This window comes from Escherichia sp. MOD1-EC5189, assembly GCF_002966045.1.
Taxonomy (GTDB): domain Bacteria; phylum Pseudomonadota; class Gammaproteobacteria; order Enterobacterales; family Enterobacteriaceae; genus Escherichia; species Escherichia coli_F.
This window is the reverse complement of the sequence record NZ_PTRX01000040.1, coordinates 14,399-32,265: the sequence shown is the minus strand read 5'-3', so window position 1 is coordinate 32,265 and position 17,867 is coordinate 14,399. Positions and strand designations below refer to the sequence as shown.

Here is a 17,867-nt window from a genome sequence, read left to right as displayed (position 1 = left end):
AGTCACCATTAGTATGGTCACTGCCACGGATTCCTGACAGAAAGAGATTGCTAAAACATTCTTAGCCAGCAATATAATGCGGAACGAAACGTGAGGTGTCTTTGGTGATCAGCGTGTTATCTTCACGGATCCCCATTCCGCACGCTTCATCATCAACAATCCAGCTACCAATGAGTGTGTAGCTATCGCCAAATCGTGGCAGAGGTTGAAATGCCTGGTAGATCATCGGTTCATCGGCATAATCACCCTCAGCGTGGTCAACGACGTTATTCTGACCATCGAAAATGGTGACGTTACCGCCCTCGCGTGAGTAGATCGGTTTACGCACATAGCTTTCGCCAGCGGCAATCTGCGGTTTTTCGCCATCAAACCAGGATGCAAGTAGGTTGGGATGACCAGGAAAGAAGCGCCAAAGCAGCGGCATTAAACCTTTGTTGCTCAAGATACTTTTCCATAACGGCTCCACCCATTGCTCGCGGCGCTTGCGCAGCAGCGGACCGTTATCGTCACGCATCATCCACTCCAGCGGATACAGCTTAAATGCACGCTGGATGACATTATCATCAAGATCGGTCAGTACTCCGCCGACGCCCAAACCGAGATCTTCAATGTAGATAAACCGTGACTCCTGCCCAGCCTGCTGAGCGCAGTCCTGCAAGTACAGCACAGTACTCCTGTCTTCGTCGGTATCCTGACAACAGCAGAAATAAAACGGTTCCCGACTGTAAAGCTCGCTAAAACGCGAAATCAGGCGTTCCTGAATGGCATTGTACTGATCGGCATCACGCGGAATACTGCCGCTACGCCGGGCATCTTCCAGCCACAGCCACTGGAAATAAGCCGACTCATACAATGAGGTCGGCGTATCGGCGTTGTACTCCAGCAGCTTCACCGGCGCATTACCACACCAGGCAAAATCCATCCGACCATACAGCGAAGGATCGCGTGCGCGCCAGCTTTCAGCGATCACATCCCAGTACAGCGGGGGGATCGCCAGTTGCGTCAGGATCTCTTCGTCTTGAACCGCACGATCCACCACCTCAAGGCACATCTGATGCAGTTCCGCAGTTGGTTTTTCGATCTGCTCTTCTATCTGCCGCAGAGTAAAGCGGTAAGCCCGACTCTCATCCCAATAAATTTCATTATCGATGATATGAAAGTCGAAACCGTTGTCGGCGGCGATCTGGTCCAGATCCCGTCGTACAGGAACGTTGTGTCTCAGCATGATTAGCCTCCCCAGTGCCCACGGGCGCTGGAAGAACGACCATAGCCGCCGCGAGAAACAGTTGACGCTTTTCTGGTGGTAAAGCCGCCCGAGGAGTAAGACTCTTTTTTGCCAGAACCGGAGCGCCAGGAGTAATCACCGGAAGTATTGCGCCAGACGGGGCGGGAAGCAAATGAGGATCCACCGCTGTTATAAACGAACGGCTCATCGCGATCTTTACGAATAACCCGGCTTAATAAAAATCCAGAAATGACCGGGATCCAACTCTGTTCAACATTGTCGTAGTAGCAATTTTCGTACTTAGACTGACAATTCTGCTGAGTCATATTCTTCGGAACATCGGCATAAAATGCCGCTTTGGCATTGTTCCAGCCATGAGCACAGATATCTGAATTATTACCGTCATCAATACAATCCTGCACTGTCGAGTAAAACGTTCCGTCACCGTCGTTATCGACATCACCACTATCGCCACAACCTTTCAATACAAAAAAAGCTGCACCGCCCATTAGCGCCAACGTTAAGTATTTTTGTGCGTAGCGATTGCGTCGCGGCTCAAAAGGATTATTAGGTCTTCCAATGCGACTGATCGCTCCGTGACCAATTTTACTGTTATTTCTTGATTTGCGTTTTCTGGCCATGATCGTCCATTACCATGTCATACAAGCTGCGTTAAAAATACCGCCAGCCAGCGCGGCGGTTCCCATAAACATTCCTGCTGCGGTATTGTGATTAATAATTTTTTCGCTTAATGCGGGCATATAAAGCCTGACGCCAGCAAAAACGAGTAATTGAATCACCAGAGCAATCCCGCCCCATGCAAAATAGTCTGGAATACTCACCGCATTGATTGCCGCACTGGATAAGGGGATCACGTACCCCAACAATGTTCCGCTGAACGCCAGTGCCGCCGCGGTGTTATTGTTTTTGATTAACTGCCATTCGTTGTGCGGTGTAATTTTGGAGTAGATAAACAGAAAAATAATCACCATAGCCACGCCAATAAAAAAATAGGCGCTAAAGGCAAGAAGTGAATCCAGTATATGCATCGTAAACGTCCTTGTAATTAACCAATAATATGAAGTGATGTCAGTGGGATATCAACACCCAGTGCGCGCGAAAATAACCACTCCGGCTCGCCGAGATCGTTAAAAGATTCCTCACCATTTAACAGCAAATATTCACAGGTATCTTCGGTCACCTGCCGTTCATAGCCCATGGTAAAATTATGCACTTCCCATTTGGCGTGGTTTTGATTTTCAACTTTTTCCAGCATATAGACGGGTTCGATATTCCCCGGTTCTTCGCTGTTAAAAAATCGCTGCCAGCGTTTTTCCTGCCAGTTTAAAGTCATTGCCCCCATCGCTTTGGCGTTGATCGCTTCGCGCCAGTGGCTCTCTTTGCTGATACCGTAGCTCTCTTCATAGACAAAGAGCTTGATATCATCAATGTCATCAATATCTTCGCCGCCGGTGGTATTGATTTGCAGAAATTCATCGCCTGAAGTGTAGTAGCGGAAAATCTGACTACCGCCGCCCAGATCGATGTGGCTGACAGCGGCTACCGTAAATTCTTCACCCGGCAGCGCAATCAGCAATTCATCTTCCAGCAAACGAAACGCTAACGTGTCGAGCGTAAAGCCGCTATTGAGATGAAGTCCCAGCGGGCCACGTGCGATTACAGGTTTATCATCCTTACCAAACAGACGCTTGAAAAAACTTGTCATATGCTTCCCTCAATGTCCTGCCATGCCACTTCTTCAGCCAAAATACGGTTATTGCCAATAAGATGCAGCCACATACCGCCTTTAACTTCCGTTGCAATGACTGGATTCAGTTCCATTCCCCTACCATTTTTACAACTGCTTATTCCCAGGACGGTGGCATCATGATGAAGTTTCATATAATGCATCAATGCGCCATAACGCATTGAGGTAACCCGTTCAGGAATCGGTAAAACAAACCCCGTATCCCCCAGCATTGGATTCATAATCGATGCCACTGATTGAGATGAACCGGGATCTTGTATTGAACGGGAAAGTTGTTCTGCTGAAATATTTCGCACTATTTCAATACGTTGACAATGAACCTCTAATAAACGAGCGTAGCGTTCATCTTCCAGATAAGCGACGATATGGCATCTTTCAGGAATAAAATCCGCCAGGGATAGTGCGGTCGTGAACGTCTGCTCATCTGTTTGCGAAAAGATGATGACACTTTGGCAATTTGCCAGTCCCATGCGGGTATGTTCATGCGGATCATTAAAATTACTAATACGAATGAAATCGACCCAATTATTTCCAGGCATCGGATGTTGAATATCATCCCGCTCACACAAAAGTACCCGGCCAAATGCTCTTCGGGAATCAAACAACAATAATGAAATCATCTTTTCAGTCTGATGCCCGCGCCATCCAATGACCAGCATATGGTTGCGCAAATTGCTGTAGTCGCCCATTCCCGTCATTCCTTTCGCCAATATGTCTTGCACTAATGCAATGACTTTTCCCATTAAAGCGCCAAATAAACCAACACTCACAGGAATCTGCCAGAGCGCTGTGAACAGACGTCCCCCCACCGTTTGGGGTGTGATATCACCAAACCCCAGCGTTGATCCCACAACCGAGCAGTAATAAATAAAATTACTCAGTTGACCTACCAACGCCTCTTCATGCAACGCAGTTAACACCAGATAACAAAACAGATACTGTCCTGTAAATAATCCAGTCAATGCCGGCCAGGTAAGCCTGGAAAGGTGACGTCGGCAGGTTTTAATGATCCATGAGAAGAACATTACTCGCCCTGTTGGCGTTGCAGTCTTGCTAATACATCCTGGGCGCTACTTTTGTTGCTACCGCCAATTCCGGCTTCCGCCAGTTTTTCATCAAGATCGCGACCATCTGCCACTTTTTCCAGCTGTGCGGCAGCATCCAGGCGAGCTTGACGTTCGGCCTGACGCGTTTGCAGACGCTTTAAGGATTCTGCCGCTGTCGAAACGCTGGAAGATGCGCCAACAGTAGAGGTCGTTACGGCCTGTTGTGCACGCTGCATGGCTTCAGTAGCTTTAACGACTTCCATTTGTTGCTCAAATTGAGCGATACGCTGTGCTGTCGCTGTAACCGCTTTTTCCACACCATCGCGAGAGACTTCCAGATTCGACAACACTTGCTCTTCAGCGGAAATGAGATTCTCAAGACGGGCGATTTCTTCAGCAACTTCGTTAATCAACGACGGATTAACATTCTTGCTTAACGCTTCCAGCGCGCGAGCTTCCAGACTGGCTTTACGCTCACGTAAATCTTTCAGTTTATCGTTGCTCAATTTCACTCTTGCCAGTAGATCGACACGTGATTTACCGGCCTTATCCAGTTCTGCTTTGGCATCGCGTATATGCTGTTCAAGCATTCTAACGCCCTGTGCTTCTTCAATGGATTCTTCCGCTTGCGAGATCACCGATTTACCCAGCGTAAATAAAGTTTTTAAAATTCCCATAAATACCTGTCCTTGTAATTAGTGTGAATATTCTTCTGTAATTTCAGCAAGATCCAAAGCGTTATCTACCAGCGTGGTTATTTCCAGCAGGATATCTTCAAGAGAAGATTTAAGCGATAACGCCCCGAAAACAATGTAATACTCTTCCTGTTGCACGCTGGAGATCCCTACCGATGACAACGGCATCATCTTCTGATTTCTTAATAAGAAGGTATTAAATTCATCTGGATTGCTGATACTACTTACCGGACAAATAAAGGTTTCGATAATCATTTGGCGGGAAGTAAATAGAATATTGATTTGCAAATCGCCATAATCATTCATTTTAATAATTAATGCGTTCTCGCCATTTGTTACATCAATATTTTGTTCAGGTACAGTTTGCAGCGCCGTCGCCAGCGCCAACGGATTCCATGTCATATATTATTCCATATAAATTAAGTTTAAATATTAATAAAATGAATATTTGTAGCACGTAATTATCTTACCAGCTCCAGACAAAAAAAAACCATCCAAATATGGATGGTTTTTCATAATTCAGAGAAATTAGCTGCGCTGACGCACCGCTTCAAATAAGCAAATGCCTGTCGCCACAGAAACGTTCAGGGAAGAAACGCTTCCTGCCATGGGGATGCTGATCAACTCATCGCAATGTTCACGAGTCAGGCGACGCATGCCTTCACCTTCTGCGCCCATCACCAGTGCCAGCCGTCCGGTCATTTTGCTCTGATAGAGCGTATGATCCGCCTCACCTGCCGTACCGACGATCCAGATATTCTCTTCCTGCAACATACGCATGGTGCGCGCAAGGTTAGTCACCCGAATCAGCGGAACGCTTTCTGCCGCGCCGCAGGCTACTTTTTTCGCCGTGGCGTTGAGCTGTGCGGAGCGATCTTTCGGCACAATCACCGCATGAACGCCAGCGGCGTCCGCGCTGCGCAGGCACGCGCCGAGGTTGTGCGGATCGGTCACACCGTCGAGGATCAGCAGGAACGGTTGATCGAGCGAAGCGATCAGATCCGGCAGATCATTTTCCTGATACTGACGTCCAGGCTTCACACGGGCGATAATGCCCTGATGCACGGCACCGTCGCTTTTCTCGTCGAGATATTGGCGGTTTGCCAGCTGGATAACCACGCCCTGGGACTCAAGGGCGTGAATCAGCGGCAACAGACGTTTATCTTCACGGCCTTTTAAAATAAAGACTTCCTGAAAACGTTCAGGGGCGCGCTCCAGCAGGGCCTGCACTGCGTGGATGCCGTAAATCATTTCGCTCATTAATGTACTCGTTGTTTACGTTTTGCCTGATGCGCTACGCTTATCAGGCCTACATGATCCCTGCAATGTATTGAATTTGCGTGATTATGTAGGCCGGATAAGGCGTTCACGCCGCATCCGGCATGAACAAAGCGCATTTTGTCAGCAATCTGCCCCTCTTCTGTTTGAAGAGGGTAATGATCACTCTGTCACTTTTTTCTTCGCCGCACGCTTCGCTTTGGTCGCTGCGGCTATTTTCTGCGTTTTCGCCGATGGCTTTTTCGCTTTTCTCGCGTCTTTCTTCGCCGCTTTCGGCTTCGTTTTTTTCTCGCCGCGGAAAGCGCTGTCTGGCTCAAAGTTTACCTTTTTACCAACCTGACGACGCTTGCCGCCTTTTTTGCCTGCATCGCCTTTTTTCGCTTTCTCGCGCGCGGTTTTACCGACGTTGCGCGGTGCGCGTTCGCTGGAGATCAGGCTAAAGTCGATTTTGCGCTCGTCCATATTAACCGCTTCGACGCGAACTTCCACGCGATCGCCCAAGCGATAAGTCTGACCGCTGGATTCACCCATCAGGCGTTGTCCTACCTGGTCAAAGCGATAGTAGTCATTGTCCAGCGAAGAGACGTGAACCAGACCATCGATGAACAAGTCATCCAGGCGAACAAAGAAGCCAAAGCCGGTAACGCTGGAAATTACGCCTTTAAAGACGTTACCTACCTGGTCGAGCATGAAGTCACACTTCAGCCAGTCAGCCACATCGCGCGTTGCTTCGTCGGCACGACGTTCCGCCATCGAACAGTGCTGACCCAGTTGCAGCATCTCTTCCATCGAATAATGGTAGCCGCCGGTTTCAGTGGTATTCCCCTGATGCCCCTGCTCTTTCGCCAGCAGATACTTAATGGCGCGGTGGAGCGTCAGGTCAGGATAACGACGAATCGGCGAAGTAAAGTGCGCATAGGACTGCAATGCCAGACCGAAGTGACCACGATTTTCCGGATCGTAAATCGCTTGTTTCATCGAGCGCAACAGCATGGTTTGCAGCATTTCTGCGTCAGGACGGTCAGCAACCGATTCCAGCAGTTCCGCGTAGTCACGCGGTTCCGGCTTGTTACCGCCAGGCAATTCCAGCCCCAGTTCCGCCAGCACTGAACGGAAAGAGGTTATCGCTTCGGTGCTCGGCTTGTCGTGAATACGGAACAGTGCCGGTTCTTTGGCCTTCTCAACGAAACGCGCTGCCGAGATATTCGCCAGAATCATGCACTCTTCAATTAACTTGTGTGCGTCGTTACGCTGGGTCTGTTCGATACGCTCAATACGGCGTTCAGCGTTGAAAATAAACTTCGCTTCTTCGCTCTCAAATGAGATCCCGCCGCGTTCTTCACGGGCTTTATCCAGCACTTTATAGAGGTTATGTAACTCTTCGAGATGCTTAACCAGCGGGGCGTACTGCTCGCGCAGCTCCTGATCGCCCTGCAGAATATGCCAGACTTTGGTGTAGGTCAGACGCGCGTGAGAGCTCATCACCGCTTCGTAGAATTTGTAGCCCGTCAGGCGGCCTTTCGACGAAATCGTCATCTCGCAAACCATACACAGGCGGTCTACCTGCGGGTTGAGCGAGCACAGGCCGTTAGAGAGCACTTCCGGCAGCATCGGGATAACCTGCGAAGGGAAGTAGACCGACGTACCACGGTTACGCGCTTCTCTATCCAGCGGTGTTGGCGGACGCACATAGTAACTGACGTCGGCAATTGCGACCCACAAACGCCAGCCGCCGCCGCGTTTTTTCTCGCAGTAAACTGCATCGTCAAAGTCACGGGCGTCTTCGCCATCAATGGTGACCAGCGGTAAATCGCGCAGATCGACACGGCCAGCTTTCGCCTCTTCCGGTACTTCTTCTTTCAGCCCGGCAACCTGTTGCTCAACAGCCTGCGGCCAGATGTACGGAATTTCATGGGTACGCAGGGCGATATCAACCGCCATACCGGTGCCCATATTATCGCCCAGCACTTCGACGATTTTACCCACCGCTTTGGTACGGCGAGTCGGGCGTTGGGTCAGTTCAACCACCACCACAAAGCCCATCCGCGCGCCCATGATCTGATCGGGCGGGATTAAGATATCGAAGCTCAAACGACTGTCGTCAGGAACCACAAAGCCGACACCCGCTTCGGTAAAGTAGCGACCAACAATCTGGCTGGTTTTTGGTACCAGTACGCGGACAATACGCGCTTCACGGCGGCCTTTACGGTCAGCGCCCAGCGGCTGTGCCAGCACCTGATCGCCATGAATGCATGTTTTCATCTGCTCGCTGGAGAGATACAAATCATCTTTACGTCCTTCAACCCGCAGAAAGCCGTAGCCATCACGGTGGCCAATAACGGTACCTTTCACCAGGTCGAGGCGTTCCGGCAGCGCATAGCACTGACGGCGAGTGAAGACCAGTTGACCATCGCGCTCCATCGCGCGCAGGCGGCGACGCAGGCCTTCAAGCTGCTCTTCGCCTTCAATGTGCAGTTCTACCGCCAACTCATCACGGCTGGCCGGTTTTTCACGTTTGGTTAAATGTTCGAGGATAAATTCCCGACTAGGGATGGGATTCGCGTATTTTTCAGCTTCGCGTTCCTGGAAAGGATCTTGTGACATCTCGGTTCCTCCGTTGTCATCTCTGATGAAGATTTTCGTCACTCCACCAGCAATAATTTATAAAGCGGTTGATTCTCTTCAACCAAATCGGCAAGCGTGTAGTTATCCAGTTCCATAAGAAAACTTTGCACGGCCTTAGAAAGTGCCTGTTTCAACCGACAGGCAGGTGTAATGTGGCAAAACTCACTGCTGCAATTCACCAGCGATAAGGGCTCCAGCTCGCGCACCACATCACCAATACGTATCGCACTCGCCGGTTTCCCCAGGCGAATGCCGCCATTTTTTCCACGAACAGCAGTCACGTAGCCGGCACGACTAAGTTGATTGATTATTTTGACCATATGATTACGGGAGACGCCGTAGACGTCAGTCACTTCAGAAATACTGGTCATCCGCCCTTCTGGCAATGACGCCATGTAGATCAGCGCACGTAATCCGTAATCAGTGAAACTCGTTAACTGCACATCAACCTCAAAAGGGAAAGCGGGAAAAAATACATTTATATTGATGATAAACCAGCCACAAGCTGTGTCGCTAATTTATTTCAGTTCGGGGAAGGAAAAAAGCGAGGATTTAACACTGTGTCGGATAGCGTAATGGCTTACCCGACACAGCAATGTATCACACTGTTAGCCCGGCAGGCAAAATATCTGCCAGGCGTACCAGAATTACGCGTCGAACGGGTCGCGCAGAATCATGGTTTCAGTACGATCCGGGCCGGTAGAGATGATATCGATCGGCACACCGGTCAGTTCTTCAATACGCTTGATGTAGTTCAGTGCCGCCTGCGGCAGACCGCTACGATCTTTCACGCCGAAGGTGGATTCAGACCAGCCCGGCATGGTTTCGTAAATCGGCTCTACACCTTTCCAATCGTCTGCTGCCAGCGGAGTGGTAGTCACTTCGCGACCATCCGGCATACGGTAAGCCACGCAGAGTTTCACCTCTTTCAGGCCATCCAGAACGTCCAGTTTGGTCAGGCAGAAGCCAGACAGGGAGTTCAGCTGTACCGCACGACGAACGGCAACGGTGTCCAGCCAGCCGGTACGACGACGACGACCCGTAGTTGCGCCGAATTCGTTACCCTGCTTGCAGAGGAACTCACCAGTTTCATCAAACAGTTCGGTCGGGAACGGACCTGCACCTACACGAGTGGAGTAAGCTTTGAGGATACCCAGAACGTAATCAACATAACGCGGGCCCAGGCCGGAACCGGTCGCCACGCCACCTGCAGTGGTGTTGGAAGAAGTTACGTACGGATAAGTACCGTGGTCGATATCCAGCAGCGTACCCTGCGCACCTTCGAACATGACGAAATCGCCACGCTGACGCGCCTGGTCGAGCAGGTCAGAAACGTCAACCACCATAGAGGTCAGGATGTCGGCAACAGCCATCGTATCATCCAGAACTTTCTGGTAATCAACCGCTTCAGCTTTGTAGTAGTTAACCAACTGGAAGTTGTGATATTCCATCACTTCTTTCAGTTTTTCAGCGAAGGTTTCTTTGTCGAAAAGGTCGCCAACACGCAGACCACGACGTGCCACTTTATCTTCATAAGCAGGCCCGATACCACGACCCGTGGTGCCGATCGCTTTCGCGCCGCGCGCTTTCTCACGCGCGTTATCCAGCGCAACGTGATAATCAAGGATCAGCGGACATGCTTCAGACAGCAGCAGACGCTCACGAACGGGGATGCCACGGTCTTCCAGTTCTTTCATCTCTTTCATCAGCGCGGCCGGAGACAGCACAACACCGTTACCGATGATGCTGGTTACATTCTCGCGGAGAATACCTGATGGAATAAGATGGAGAACGGTTTTTTCACCGTTGATTACGAGAGTATGGCCTGCGTTGTGACCGCCCTGGTAGCGTACAACATATTTAGCCCGTTCAGTCAGAAGATCGACGATCTTACCTTTACCTTCGTCACCCCATTGGGTGCCCAGTACGACGACGTTGTTACCCATTTTTCAAAATCACCGTTTGCTTAAAAATGGATTCTACCATCGCTTTTTCAGAGTTACAGCACTTTTTGCACTCAAAAATGACCTCGATCAGTCTGTTTTTTGTTCAGCCAATCGTTTTCCTCAACATGTAGTAGACCACAACGCCCGCAACCACAAGTCCACCGCCAAAACGACGTAAAATATTATCGGGCAAATTGGTCATCGCAGCGATCATCTTCTTCCATGCCTTCGGGTAAAGCATCGGCCCTAAACCTTCCAGCACCAAAACCAGGGCAAGCGCCAGCCAGATTGTCGAATTCATTCATTATCCTTATAGAAAAAGAAAACCACCGACATCCCTGAGGATGCGGTGGCTTTATTGACCTGTACCGCAGTCGTTATATTAACGCGTTGCGGAAGTCGGCGTCTTCATGTAGCGGAAGAAATCGCTGTCCGGGCTCATGACCATCACGTCCTGATTGCCAGAGAAGCTGTTCTCATAAGCACGCAGGCTACGGATGAATGCGTAGAAGTCCGGATCTTTACTGAATGCATCAGCAAACAGTTTGGCTGCTTCTGCATCGCCTTCACCACGCATGATGCGGCCCTGACGCTCAGCTTCTGCCAGCGTTCTGGTCACTTCATAGTCGGCAGTCGCGCGCAGTTTTTCCGCTTCTTCCTGACCTTGTGAACGGTGACGACGTGCTACCGCTTCACGCTCGGCGCGCATACGGTTGTAGATCGCTTCAGACACTTCGGTCGGCAGGTTGATCTGCTTGATACGCACATCGACAACTTCAATACCCAGCGCCGCCATACTGTTCGGGTTGATGACCGGTACTTTACCCTTCGTCTCAGCCGTTACGCGCTCTGCCGCTTCGGCAATGGCGTTATCTGCCGCCGGGGTAGTAACTTCATCTTCTGTACCCGCAGAACCGGAGTTCAGCGCGTCACGTACTTCGAGGGTCAGACGACCACGGGAATCGGTGACGATGTCTTTCACGTCCAGGCGACCAATTTCAGAACGCAGACGGTCAGAGAACTTACGTTTCAACAGCACTTCCGCTTGCGAAATGTCGCCACCGCCCGTTGCCAGGTAGTAACGGCTGAAATCACTGATGCGCCATTTAATGTAAGAGTCGACGATCAGGTCTTTCTTCTCTTTGGTCACAAAGCGGTCGGCCTGGTTGTCCATGGTCTGAATACGTGCGTCGAGCATTTTCACCGTTTCAATGAACGGTATCTTGAAATGCAGACCCGGCTCATAAACCAGAGGTTTGTTGTCATCGTCACGCAGTACCTTACCAAAACGCAGCGTAATACCGCGCTCACCTTCTTTGACGACAAAGACAGACATGTAAAGCACTACCAGCACGATGATGATAATCGCGATAACTGACTTACGCATCGTTATTCCCCCTGACGCTGGTAGTCGTTACGCTGCGCGTTAGCGCGGCGTTGGTCCATAATATCGCCCTGACTGGTGGACGACGTGTTGCTTGCTCCACTGGTTGTGGAGGAAGAGGCTGGCGGCAGACGCAGCAAATTGCTGGCACCGTTATCGCTCTTCGCCGCAGGGGCATTGCCACCTTTCAGCATCTGGTCTAACGGCAGAACCATCAGGTTGCCACCTTTATCGTTAACCAGCACTTTGCGGGTGTTGCCCAACACTTTTTCCATCGTCTCGATATACAGACGCTCGCGGGTAATTTCCGGCGCAGCTTTATATTCCGGCAGAAGTTTAGCAAAGCGTGCCACTTCACCCTGAGCTTCCAGGATGGTCTGGGCCTTATACGCACGCGCCTCTTCGAGGATACGTTGCGCCTGACCGTTCGCACGCGGCTGAACTTCGTTGGTATACGCTTCTGCTTCACGAATGTATTGCTGTTCGTTTTCACGCGCGGCAATCGCATCGTCAAACGCCGCTTTTACTTCTTCCGGCGGACGAGCTGCCTGGAAGTTGACGTCCAGCAGAGTGATACCCATGTCATACGGACGAATCGTCTCTTCCAGTTCGCGCTGAGTATCGCTACGAATCACGGTACGACCTTCCGTCAGAATGCGGTCCATGGTGTATTTACCGATAACCCCACGCAGGGCGCTGTCGGTAGCCTGACGCAGGCTGTCATCCGGGCTGGTCACGCTATACAGATATTTTTCCGGATTGGTGACGCGGTACTGTACGTTCATCTCAACGCGCACCACGTTTTCGTCCGACGTCAGCATCACACCGGAAGCAGCCAGTTCACGCACGGCTTCCACGTTCACCGGTTTGACTTCGTCGATAAACGTCGGTTTCCAGTTCAGACCCGGCTCAACCAGATGGCTGAATTTACCAAAGCGTGTTACCACGCCGCGTTCGGCTTCTTTAATGGTGTAGAAACCACTGGCCGCCCAAATAATGACAATCGCTGCCGCTGCGATGGTAACGACACGACCGCCAAGCTGCGGGCGCGGGCCTTGCGATGAATTACCACCGCCAGATCCGGTGCCTTTACCGCCGCCCAGACCACCGAGCTTTTTGCTCAGTTTGCGGAAGATATCATCTAAATCAGGTGGCCCTTGATCGCGACCGCCTTTGTTTCCATTTCCCTCAGAGTTGCCGCCAGGTTTGCTGCTTCCCCACGGGTCGCGGTCTTGTCCGTTATTACCGGGCTGATTCCACGCCATGTTTGTGCTCCATATTTGTTATGCGGTGATCCCTGTTGTCTTTCGACGCCAGAGGATATGACTCCACGCTTCAGACGCTACGCCGTTAGATCAAGTAATCGATCAACGCCGGTTCTTGTTTGCAGAGGCGACGCCAGTCAACGATCGGCATACGAACTTGCAGACTTACGCTGCCGTCCTCCTCCATCCACTCTTTTTCTATTGCCTGAAGCTGATAAAAACGACTTCTCAGACGCCCTTCCTGCGGCGGCAGACGCAATGTATGCTGCGCCACCTCGCCGGAAAGACGCTCCGTCAAAGCCTGAAAAAGCTGTGGTATCCCCGCTCCGGTCTGCGCAGAAAGCCAGACACGGATCGGTTTGTTCTCTTCGTCCCGATCAATACGCGGTTCAAAATCTTCCAGCATATCGATCTTGTTCATCACCAGCAGGGTTGGGATCTCGTGAGCATCGATCTCTTCAAGAACCGTATTCACCGCTTCGATGTTTTCTTGTACTCGCACATCTGCCGCGTCAATGACGTGCAGCAGCAATGTGGCTTGCCGCGTCTCTTGTAACGTGGCTTTAAATGCCGCCACCAGATCGTGCGGCAGGTGGCGAATAAACCCTACGGTATCTGCCAGCACGGTTTCACCGACATCCGCGACGTCAATACGCCGCAACGTCGGGTCGAGGGTGGCAAACAACTGGTCTGCCGCATAGACCCGCGCTTCGGTGATGCGATTGAAAAGGGTAGATTTACCGGCGTTGGTATATCCCACCAGCGAAACAGTAGGAACGTCGGCTTTGATACGCGATTGCCGCCCCTGCTCACGCTGTTTTTCAACTCTTTCCAGGCGCGACTGTATCTGCACGATGCGATTACGTAACAAACGACGGTCGGTTTCGAGCTGGGTTTCACCCGGACCACGCAAACCGATCCCGCCTTTCTGTCTTTCAAGGTGGGTCCAGCCACGCACCAGGCGCGTAGCCAGATGGCGCAACTGCGCCAGCTCAACCTGCAACTTACCCTCATGGGTACGCGCACGTTGGGCGAAAATATCTAAAATAAGGCCGGTGCGGTCGATAACACGACACTCGCACAAACGCTCCAGGTTACGCTCTTGCGCCGGGCTCAGGGCATGGTCAAAAAGAACGACCGAAGCACCCGTCGCTTTGACAGCTTCCGCAATTTCAACTGCTTTACCTTCACCTACAAAATACTTTGGGTGCGGCGCTTTACGGCTACCGGTAATCACCTGCAATGCTTCGACACCGGCGGAAGAGACCAGAGATTCAAACTCCTGGAGGTCTTCCATATCTTTGTCTTGCGTAAAATAGATGTGTACCAGTACCGCCTGCTCACCAGCATCATAACGGTCAAACAAGCGTATAACCCTCTAAATAGATCAGCGGGGAACGCAGGATCGCTGGCTCCCCGTGTAAAAAAAACAGCATGAAACCTTATTCGGTTTCTTCGCTGTCCTGTTGCGCGGAAGTATTCTGCGCGCTGCTACCATGATGGTAGTTACTGCTGGTACCGCCACCGGCGTTGTTACTGTGATGAGAAACCGGGCGAGACGGGACAACAGTAGAAATCGCGTGCTTGTAAACCATCTGGCTGACCGTGTTTTTCAACAGGATCACGAACTGATCAAAAGACTCGATTTGTCCTTGCAGCTTAATACCATTCACCAAATAAATAGAAACTGGAACACGTTCCCGACGCAGTGCGTTCAGGAACGGATCTTGTAAAGATTGCCCCTTAGCCATTCTCTCTTTTCCTTATATGCTTATTTGTACTTTGAACCTTTCGATTCTGAAAAAATTGCGCACGATACGTCTCAATTGTACACATTCAGCCTGCGATAGCACCAACAACCTGTAATACTTCGTCACGCGCCTGTTCTGGTTTTTCACTGTCAAGCCAGTGAACCCCTTCCCAACCACGCAGCCAGGTTATCTGCCGCTTCGCCAACTGTCTCGTGGCGCAAACACCTCGATAAACCATTTCATCGTATGAGATTTCGCCTTCAAGGTAAGACCACATCTGGCGATAACCCACACAACGAATGGAAGGCAAGTCCGTATGCAAATCTCCTCGGGCAAAAAGCGCCCGGACTTCTGCTTCAAAACCTGAAGCCAACATCTGATGAAAACGCTGCTCAATTCGTTGATGGAGCAGTTCACGGCTCGCCGGGGCGATGGCGAACTGATGCACCTGATACGGTAGAGCGTCTCCTGACGTTTGCGTCAGTTCCGTTAAAGTTTTACCCGAAATGAAAAAAACTTCCAGTGCCCGGGAAAGCCTTTGTGGATCATTTGGATGAATCCTTGCTGCCGCAACCGGATCGATCTCCTGAAGTTGACGATGCAATGACTCCCAACCTTGCTCTGCCGCCTGTTGCTCAATTCTGGCCCGCACTTCGGAGTCCGCCGACGGTAGTGGCGACAACCCTTCCAGCAATGCCTTGAAATACAACATCGTACCGCCCACTAATAGTGGGATCCGCCCCGCCGCGGTGATATCAGCCATTTCCGCCAGCGCATCGCGGCGAAAATCAGCGGCCGAATAAGCCTGCGACGGATCGCGAATATCCAGCAATCGGTGCGGCGCGGCGAGTAACTCTTCAGCGTTCGGCTTCGCCGTCCCGATATCCATCCCTTTGTAAATAAGGGCAGAATCAACGCTTATCAACTCTACTGGTAAAATTTTACGCAGCTCAATGGCTAACGCCGTTTTACCGGAGGCCGTCGGCCCCATCAAAAAAATCGCCTTAGGCAGGCTCGCCTTACTGATATCACTCATCTTTCAGGGCTTTTATCGCCGGATGTAAATCAACAGATTGTAACAGACCACCCGGCGGCGTTTTCACAAGTTGCGGACATAACCGTTCCACGTCCGCCAGCAGGGTGATGGCCTGTGCCATTGACCACTGCGCATGTTCGCTCATCAGATTTCGTGCAATCCACTGCGCAATATTGCCAGTTTCGAATACGGACTGCTTCGCCAGGTAGCCTATCAGTTCAGGAATCAAGATTTGTAAATTTTGTTGGCGTAAGGGTAAAGGCACGGCCCTGATGGTCACATACTGTGCATCGGACTGGAAATCAATACCCAATTCCGCCAGGGCAGACTGCGCTTTTTCTAATGCCGATTTTTCTTCGCCAGAAACTTTTAGCCGCAACGGAATAAGCAACGGCTGAGCGCAAACTGGCGTTTCACCCGGCGTCAACTGCGCCTGACGCAGCCAACGTTCTGCCACTGGCAGGGCTAAAAGTGAAATGTTGCCGTCGCGCTCCAGCAACGCACAGTCGGATTGGACGATAGTCAGTATCCGACCAAAACTCTGACTGTTCGCCGCAAGCGCTGGCTCCTGCGGTTCAGGTGCTTTTGGTTTTTGCATCGGCGCAGGCGTTTGCAAAAGCTGGCGATACACTTCACCTTGCTGTTTCTGGTAGCCTGGCTGCGCATTCGGCCAGGAAGCTGCTGGACGACCACCAGAGGCGGGCGCAGGAGAGTAGCGGGGGGCTACCGGTCCACGAACTGCCGGTTCAGCAAAATGATTACGCCCGGCGGCCACGCGGTTCTCCGGAATGGTGCGCGGTGCAGGTTGAGGTTCATCGTCCAGTGGCAGCGGCGTTTCCAGCTGTTGTTGTAGCACACTCAGCACGCCCTGATAGATAAAGTCGTGCACCAGACGCGACTGATGGAAACGCACTTCGTGTTTGGCGGGGTGCACGTTGACGTCCACCTGATGTGGGTCGATCTCCAGATACAACACAAATGCCGGTTGCTGATCGGCCCCCAGTTTGTCTTCGCAAGCCTGACGGATCGCATGATTGATCAGGCGATCGCGCATCATGCGACCATTCACGTAGCAATACTGAATTTCTGCCAGTGTGGGCGTGGTATGGTTTGGATCTGCCACCCAACCGCGCAGCGTGAGATCGCCGTGCTGCCATTCAATCGCCAGCGCATGTTCGAGAAAAGCGGTGCCGCAAATCGCGCCTAAACGCCGTTCTTTTTGCCCGCCTTCCGGCACTGCACGGTACTGGCGAACTATTTTGCCGTTATGCGACAGATTGATAGTGACGTCGAAACGCGCCAGCGCAATGCGGCGGATGATTTCATCAATATGGTTAAATTCGGTTTTCTCGGTACGCAGGAATTTGCGCCGCGCCGGGGTATTGTAGAACAGATCCAGCACTTCCAGCGTCGTTCCCACCGGATGCGCCGCAGGTTTAACCGTCACGTCCATATCGCGCCCTTCGGCATATGCCTGCCAGGCTTCCTGCTGATCTACGGTGCGCGAAGTGAGCGTCAGACGGGAAACTGAACTGATACTCGCCAGCGCCTCACCGCGGAACCCCAGGCTGATAATAGCTTCGAGATCGTCCAGAGAGGCGATTTTACTGGTAGCATGACGCGCCAGCGCCAGCGCCAGTTCATCTTTTTTGATACCGCAGCCGTTATCACGAATGCGGATAAGTTTCGCCCCACCGCGTTCGATATCAATATCAATACGCGTCGCACCCGCATCGAGGCTGTTTTCCACCAGTTCTTTGACTACCGACGCAGGTCGCTCGACCACCTCACCTGCGGCAATCTGGTTCGCCAGTTGTGGCGGTAAGACCTGAATTGGCATCAATCATC

General features: G+C 51.4%; 18 protein-coding genes. All 18 read right to left on the bottom strand.

Annotation, left to right across the window (positions count from 1 at the left end; genetic code table 11):
* Positions 1-61: 61 nt before the first annotated feature.
* A complete protein-coding gene (locus ATB02_RS23150) occupies positions 62-1,225 on the bottom strand; it encodes a glutathionylspermidine synthase family protein (protein ID WP_032185750.1) in 1,164 nt (387 codons plus the stop codon).
* A 2-nt stretch (positions 1,226-1,227) separates the two neighbouring features.
* On the bottom strand, positions 1,228-1,866 hold the full coding sequence (locus ATB02_RS23145; RefSeq protein ID WP_000101673.1) for a DUF1190 domain-containing protein: 639 nt from the start codon (positions 1,864-1,866) through the stop codon (positions 1,228-1,230).
* Positions 1,867-1,875: 9 nt separating this feature from the next.
* On the bottom strand, positions 1,876-2,274 hold the full coding sequence (locus tag ATB02_RS23140) for a DUF350 domain-containing protein (protein ID WP_000547753.1): 399 nt from the start codon (positions 2,272-2,274) through the stop codon (positions 1,876-1,878).
* Between the two features lie 17 nt (positions 2,275-2,291).
* Positions 2,292-2,951 carry a YjfK family protein gene (locus tag ATB02_RS23135; RefSeq protein ID WP_039021170.1) on the bottom strand — a complete coding sequence of 220 codons (660 nt, stop codon included), beginning with the start codon at positions 2,949-2,951 and terminating at the stop codon, positions 2,292-2,294.
* A complete protein-coding gene (locus ATB02_RS23130) occupies positions 2,948-4,018 on the bottom strand; it encodes a potassium channel family protein (RefSeq protein ID WP_000466338.1) in 1,071 nt (356 codons plus the stop codon). Before ATB02_RS23130 ends, ATB02_RS23135 begins: the two co-directional genes overlap by 4 nt.
* Entirely contained in the window at positions 4,018-4,716 is a 699-nt protein-coding gene (locus ATB02_RS23125; protein ID WP_105272308.1) for a PspA/IM30 family protein, read from the bottom strand. The genes ATB02_RS23130 and ATB02_RS23125 overlap by 1 nt, the downstream gene beginning before the upstream one ends.
* 18 nt (positions 4,717-4,734) lie before the next feature.
* The gene (locus ATB02_RS23120; protein ID WP_105272307.1) at positions 4,735-5,136 is read right to left on the bottom strand and encodes a YjfI family protein; all 402 of its coding nucleotides are present in this window, start codon (positions 5,134-5,136) and stop codon (positions 4,735-4,737) included.
* Between the two features lie 126 nt (positions 5,137-5,262).
* Positions 5,263-5,994, bottom strand: coding sequence for a 23S rRNA (guanosine(2251)-2'-O)-methyltransferase RlmB (gene rlmB / locus ATB02_RS23110; protein WP_001293282.1), 732 nt, complete (start codon positions 5,992-5,994; stop codon positions 5,263-5,265).
* A gap of 180 nt (positions 5,995-6,174) precedes the next feature.
* On the bottom strand, positions 6,175-8,616 hold the full coding sequence (gene rnr / locus ATB02_RS23105) for a ribonuclease R (protein WP_105272306.1): 2,442 nt from the start codon (positions 8,614-8,616) through the stop codon (positions 6,175-6,177).
* Between the two features lie 38 nt (positions 8,617-8,654).
* The gene (gene nsrR, locus ATB02_RS23100) at positions 8,655-9,080 is read right to left on the bottom strand and encodes a nitric oxide-sensing transcriptional repressor NsrR (RefSeq protein ID WP_001177637.1); all 426 of its coding nucleotides are present in this window, start codon (positions 9,078-9,080) and stop codon (positions 8,655-8,657) included.
* A 204-nt stretch (positions 9,081-9,284) separates the two neighbouring features.
* The gene (gene purA / locus ATB02_RS23095) at positions 9,285-10,583 is read right to left on the bottom strand and encodes an adenylosuccinate synthase (RefSeq protein ID WP_000527955.1); all 1,299 of its coding nucleotides are present in this window, start codon (positions 10,581-10,583) and stop codon (positions 9,285-9,287) included.
* 103 nt (positions 10,584-10,686) lie between these two features.
* The gene (locus ATB02_RS23090; RefSeq protein ID WP_001089292.1) at positions 10,687-10,884 is read right to left on the bottom strand and encodes a DUF2065 domain-containing protein; all 198 of its coding nucleotides are present in this window, start codon (positions 10,882-10,884) and stop codon (positions 10,687-10,689) included.
* Positions 10,885-10,965: 81 nt separating this feature from the next.
* Positions 10,966-11,970, bottom strand: a complete 1,005-nt coding sequence (hflC, locus tag ATB02_RS23085) for a protease modulator HflC (RefSeq protein ID WP_001232412.1) — start codon at positions 11,968-11,970, stop codon at positions 10,966-10,968.
* Positions 11,971-11,972: 2 nt separating this feature from the next.
* Positions 11,973-13,232, bottom strand: coding sequence for an FtsH protease activity modulator HflK (gene hflK, locus ATB02_RS23080; RefSeq protein WP_000312477.1), 1,260 nt, complete (start codon positions 13,230-13,232; stop codon positions 11,973-11,975).
* 85 nt (positions 13,233-13,317) lie between these two features.
* A complete protein-coding gene (gene hflX / locus ATB02_RS23075) occupies positions 13,318-14,598 on the bottom strand; it encodes a ribosome rescue GTPase HflX (RefSeq protein WP_000460360.1) in 1,281 nt (426 codons plus the stop codon).
* Between the two features lie 76 nt (positions 14,599-14,674).
* The gene (gene hfq / locus ATB02_RS23070; protein WP_001051883.1) at positions 14,675-14,983 is read right to left on the bottom strand and encodes an RNA chaperone Hfq; all 309 of its coding nucleotides are present in this window, start codon (positions 14,981-14,983) and stop codon (positions 14,675-14,677) included.
* An 85-nt stretch (positions 14,984-15,068) separates the two neighbouring features.
* Positions 15,069-16,019 (bottom strand): tRNA (adenosine(37)-N6)-dimethylallyltransferase MiaA, encoded by a 951-nt coding sequence (gene miaA, locus ATB02_RS23065; RefSeq protein WP_001280350.1) that lies wholly within the window; start codon positions 16,017-16,019, stop codon positions 15,069-15,071.
* Positions 16,012-17,859: a DNA mismatch repair endonuclease MutL gene (gene mutL, locus ATB02_RS23060; RefSeq protein ID WP_105272305.1), complete on the bottom strand. Its 1,848-nt coding sequence runs from the start codon at positions 17,857-17,859 to the stop codon at positions 16,012-16,014. Before mutL ends, miaA begins: the two co-directional genes overlap by 8 nt.
* Positions 17,860-17,867: the final 8 nt, after the last annotated feature.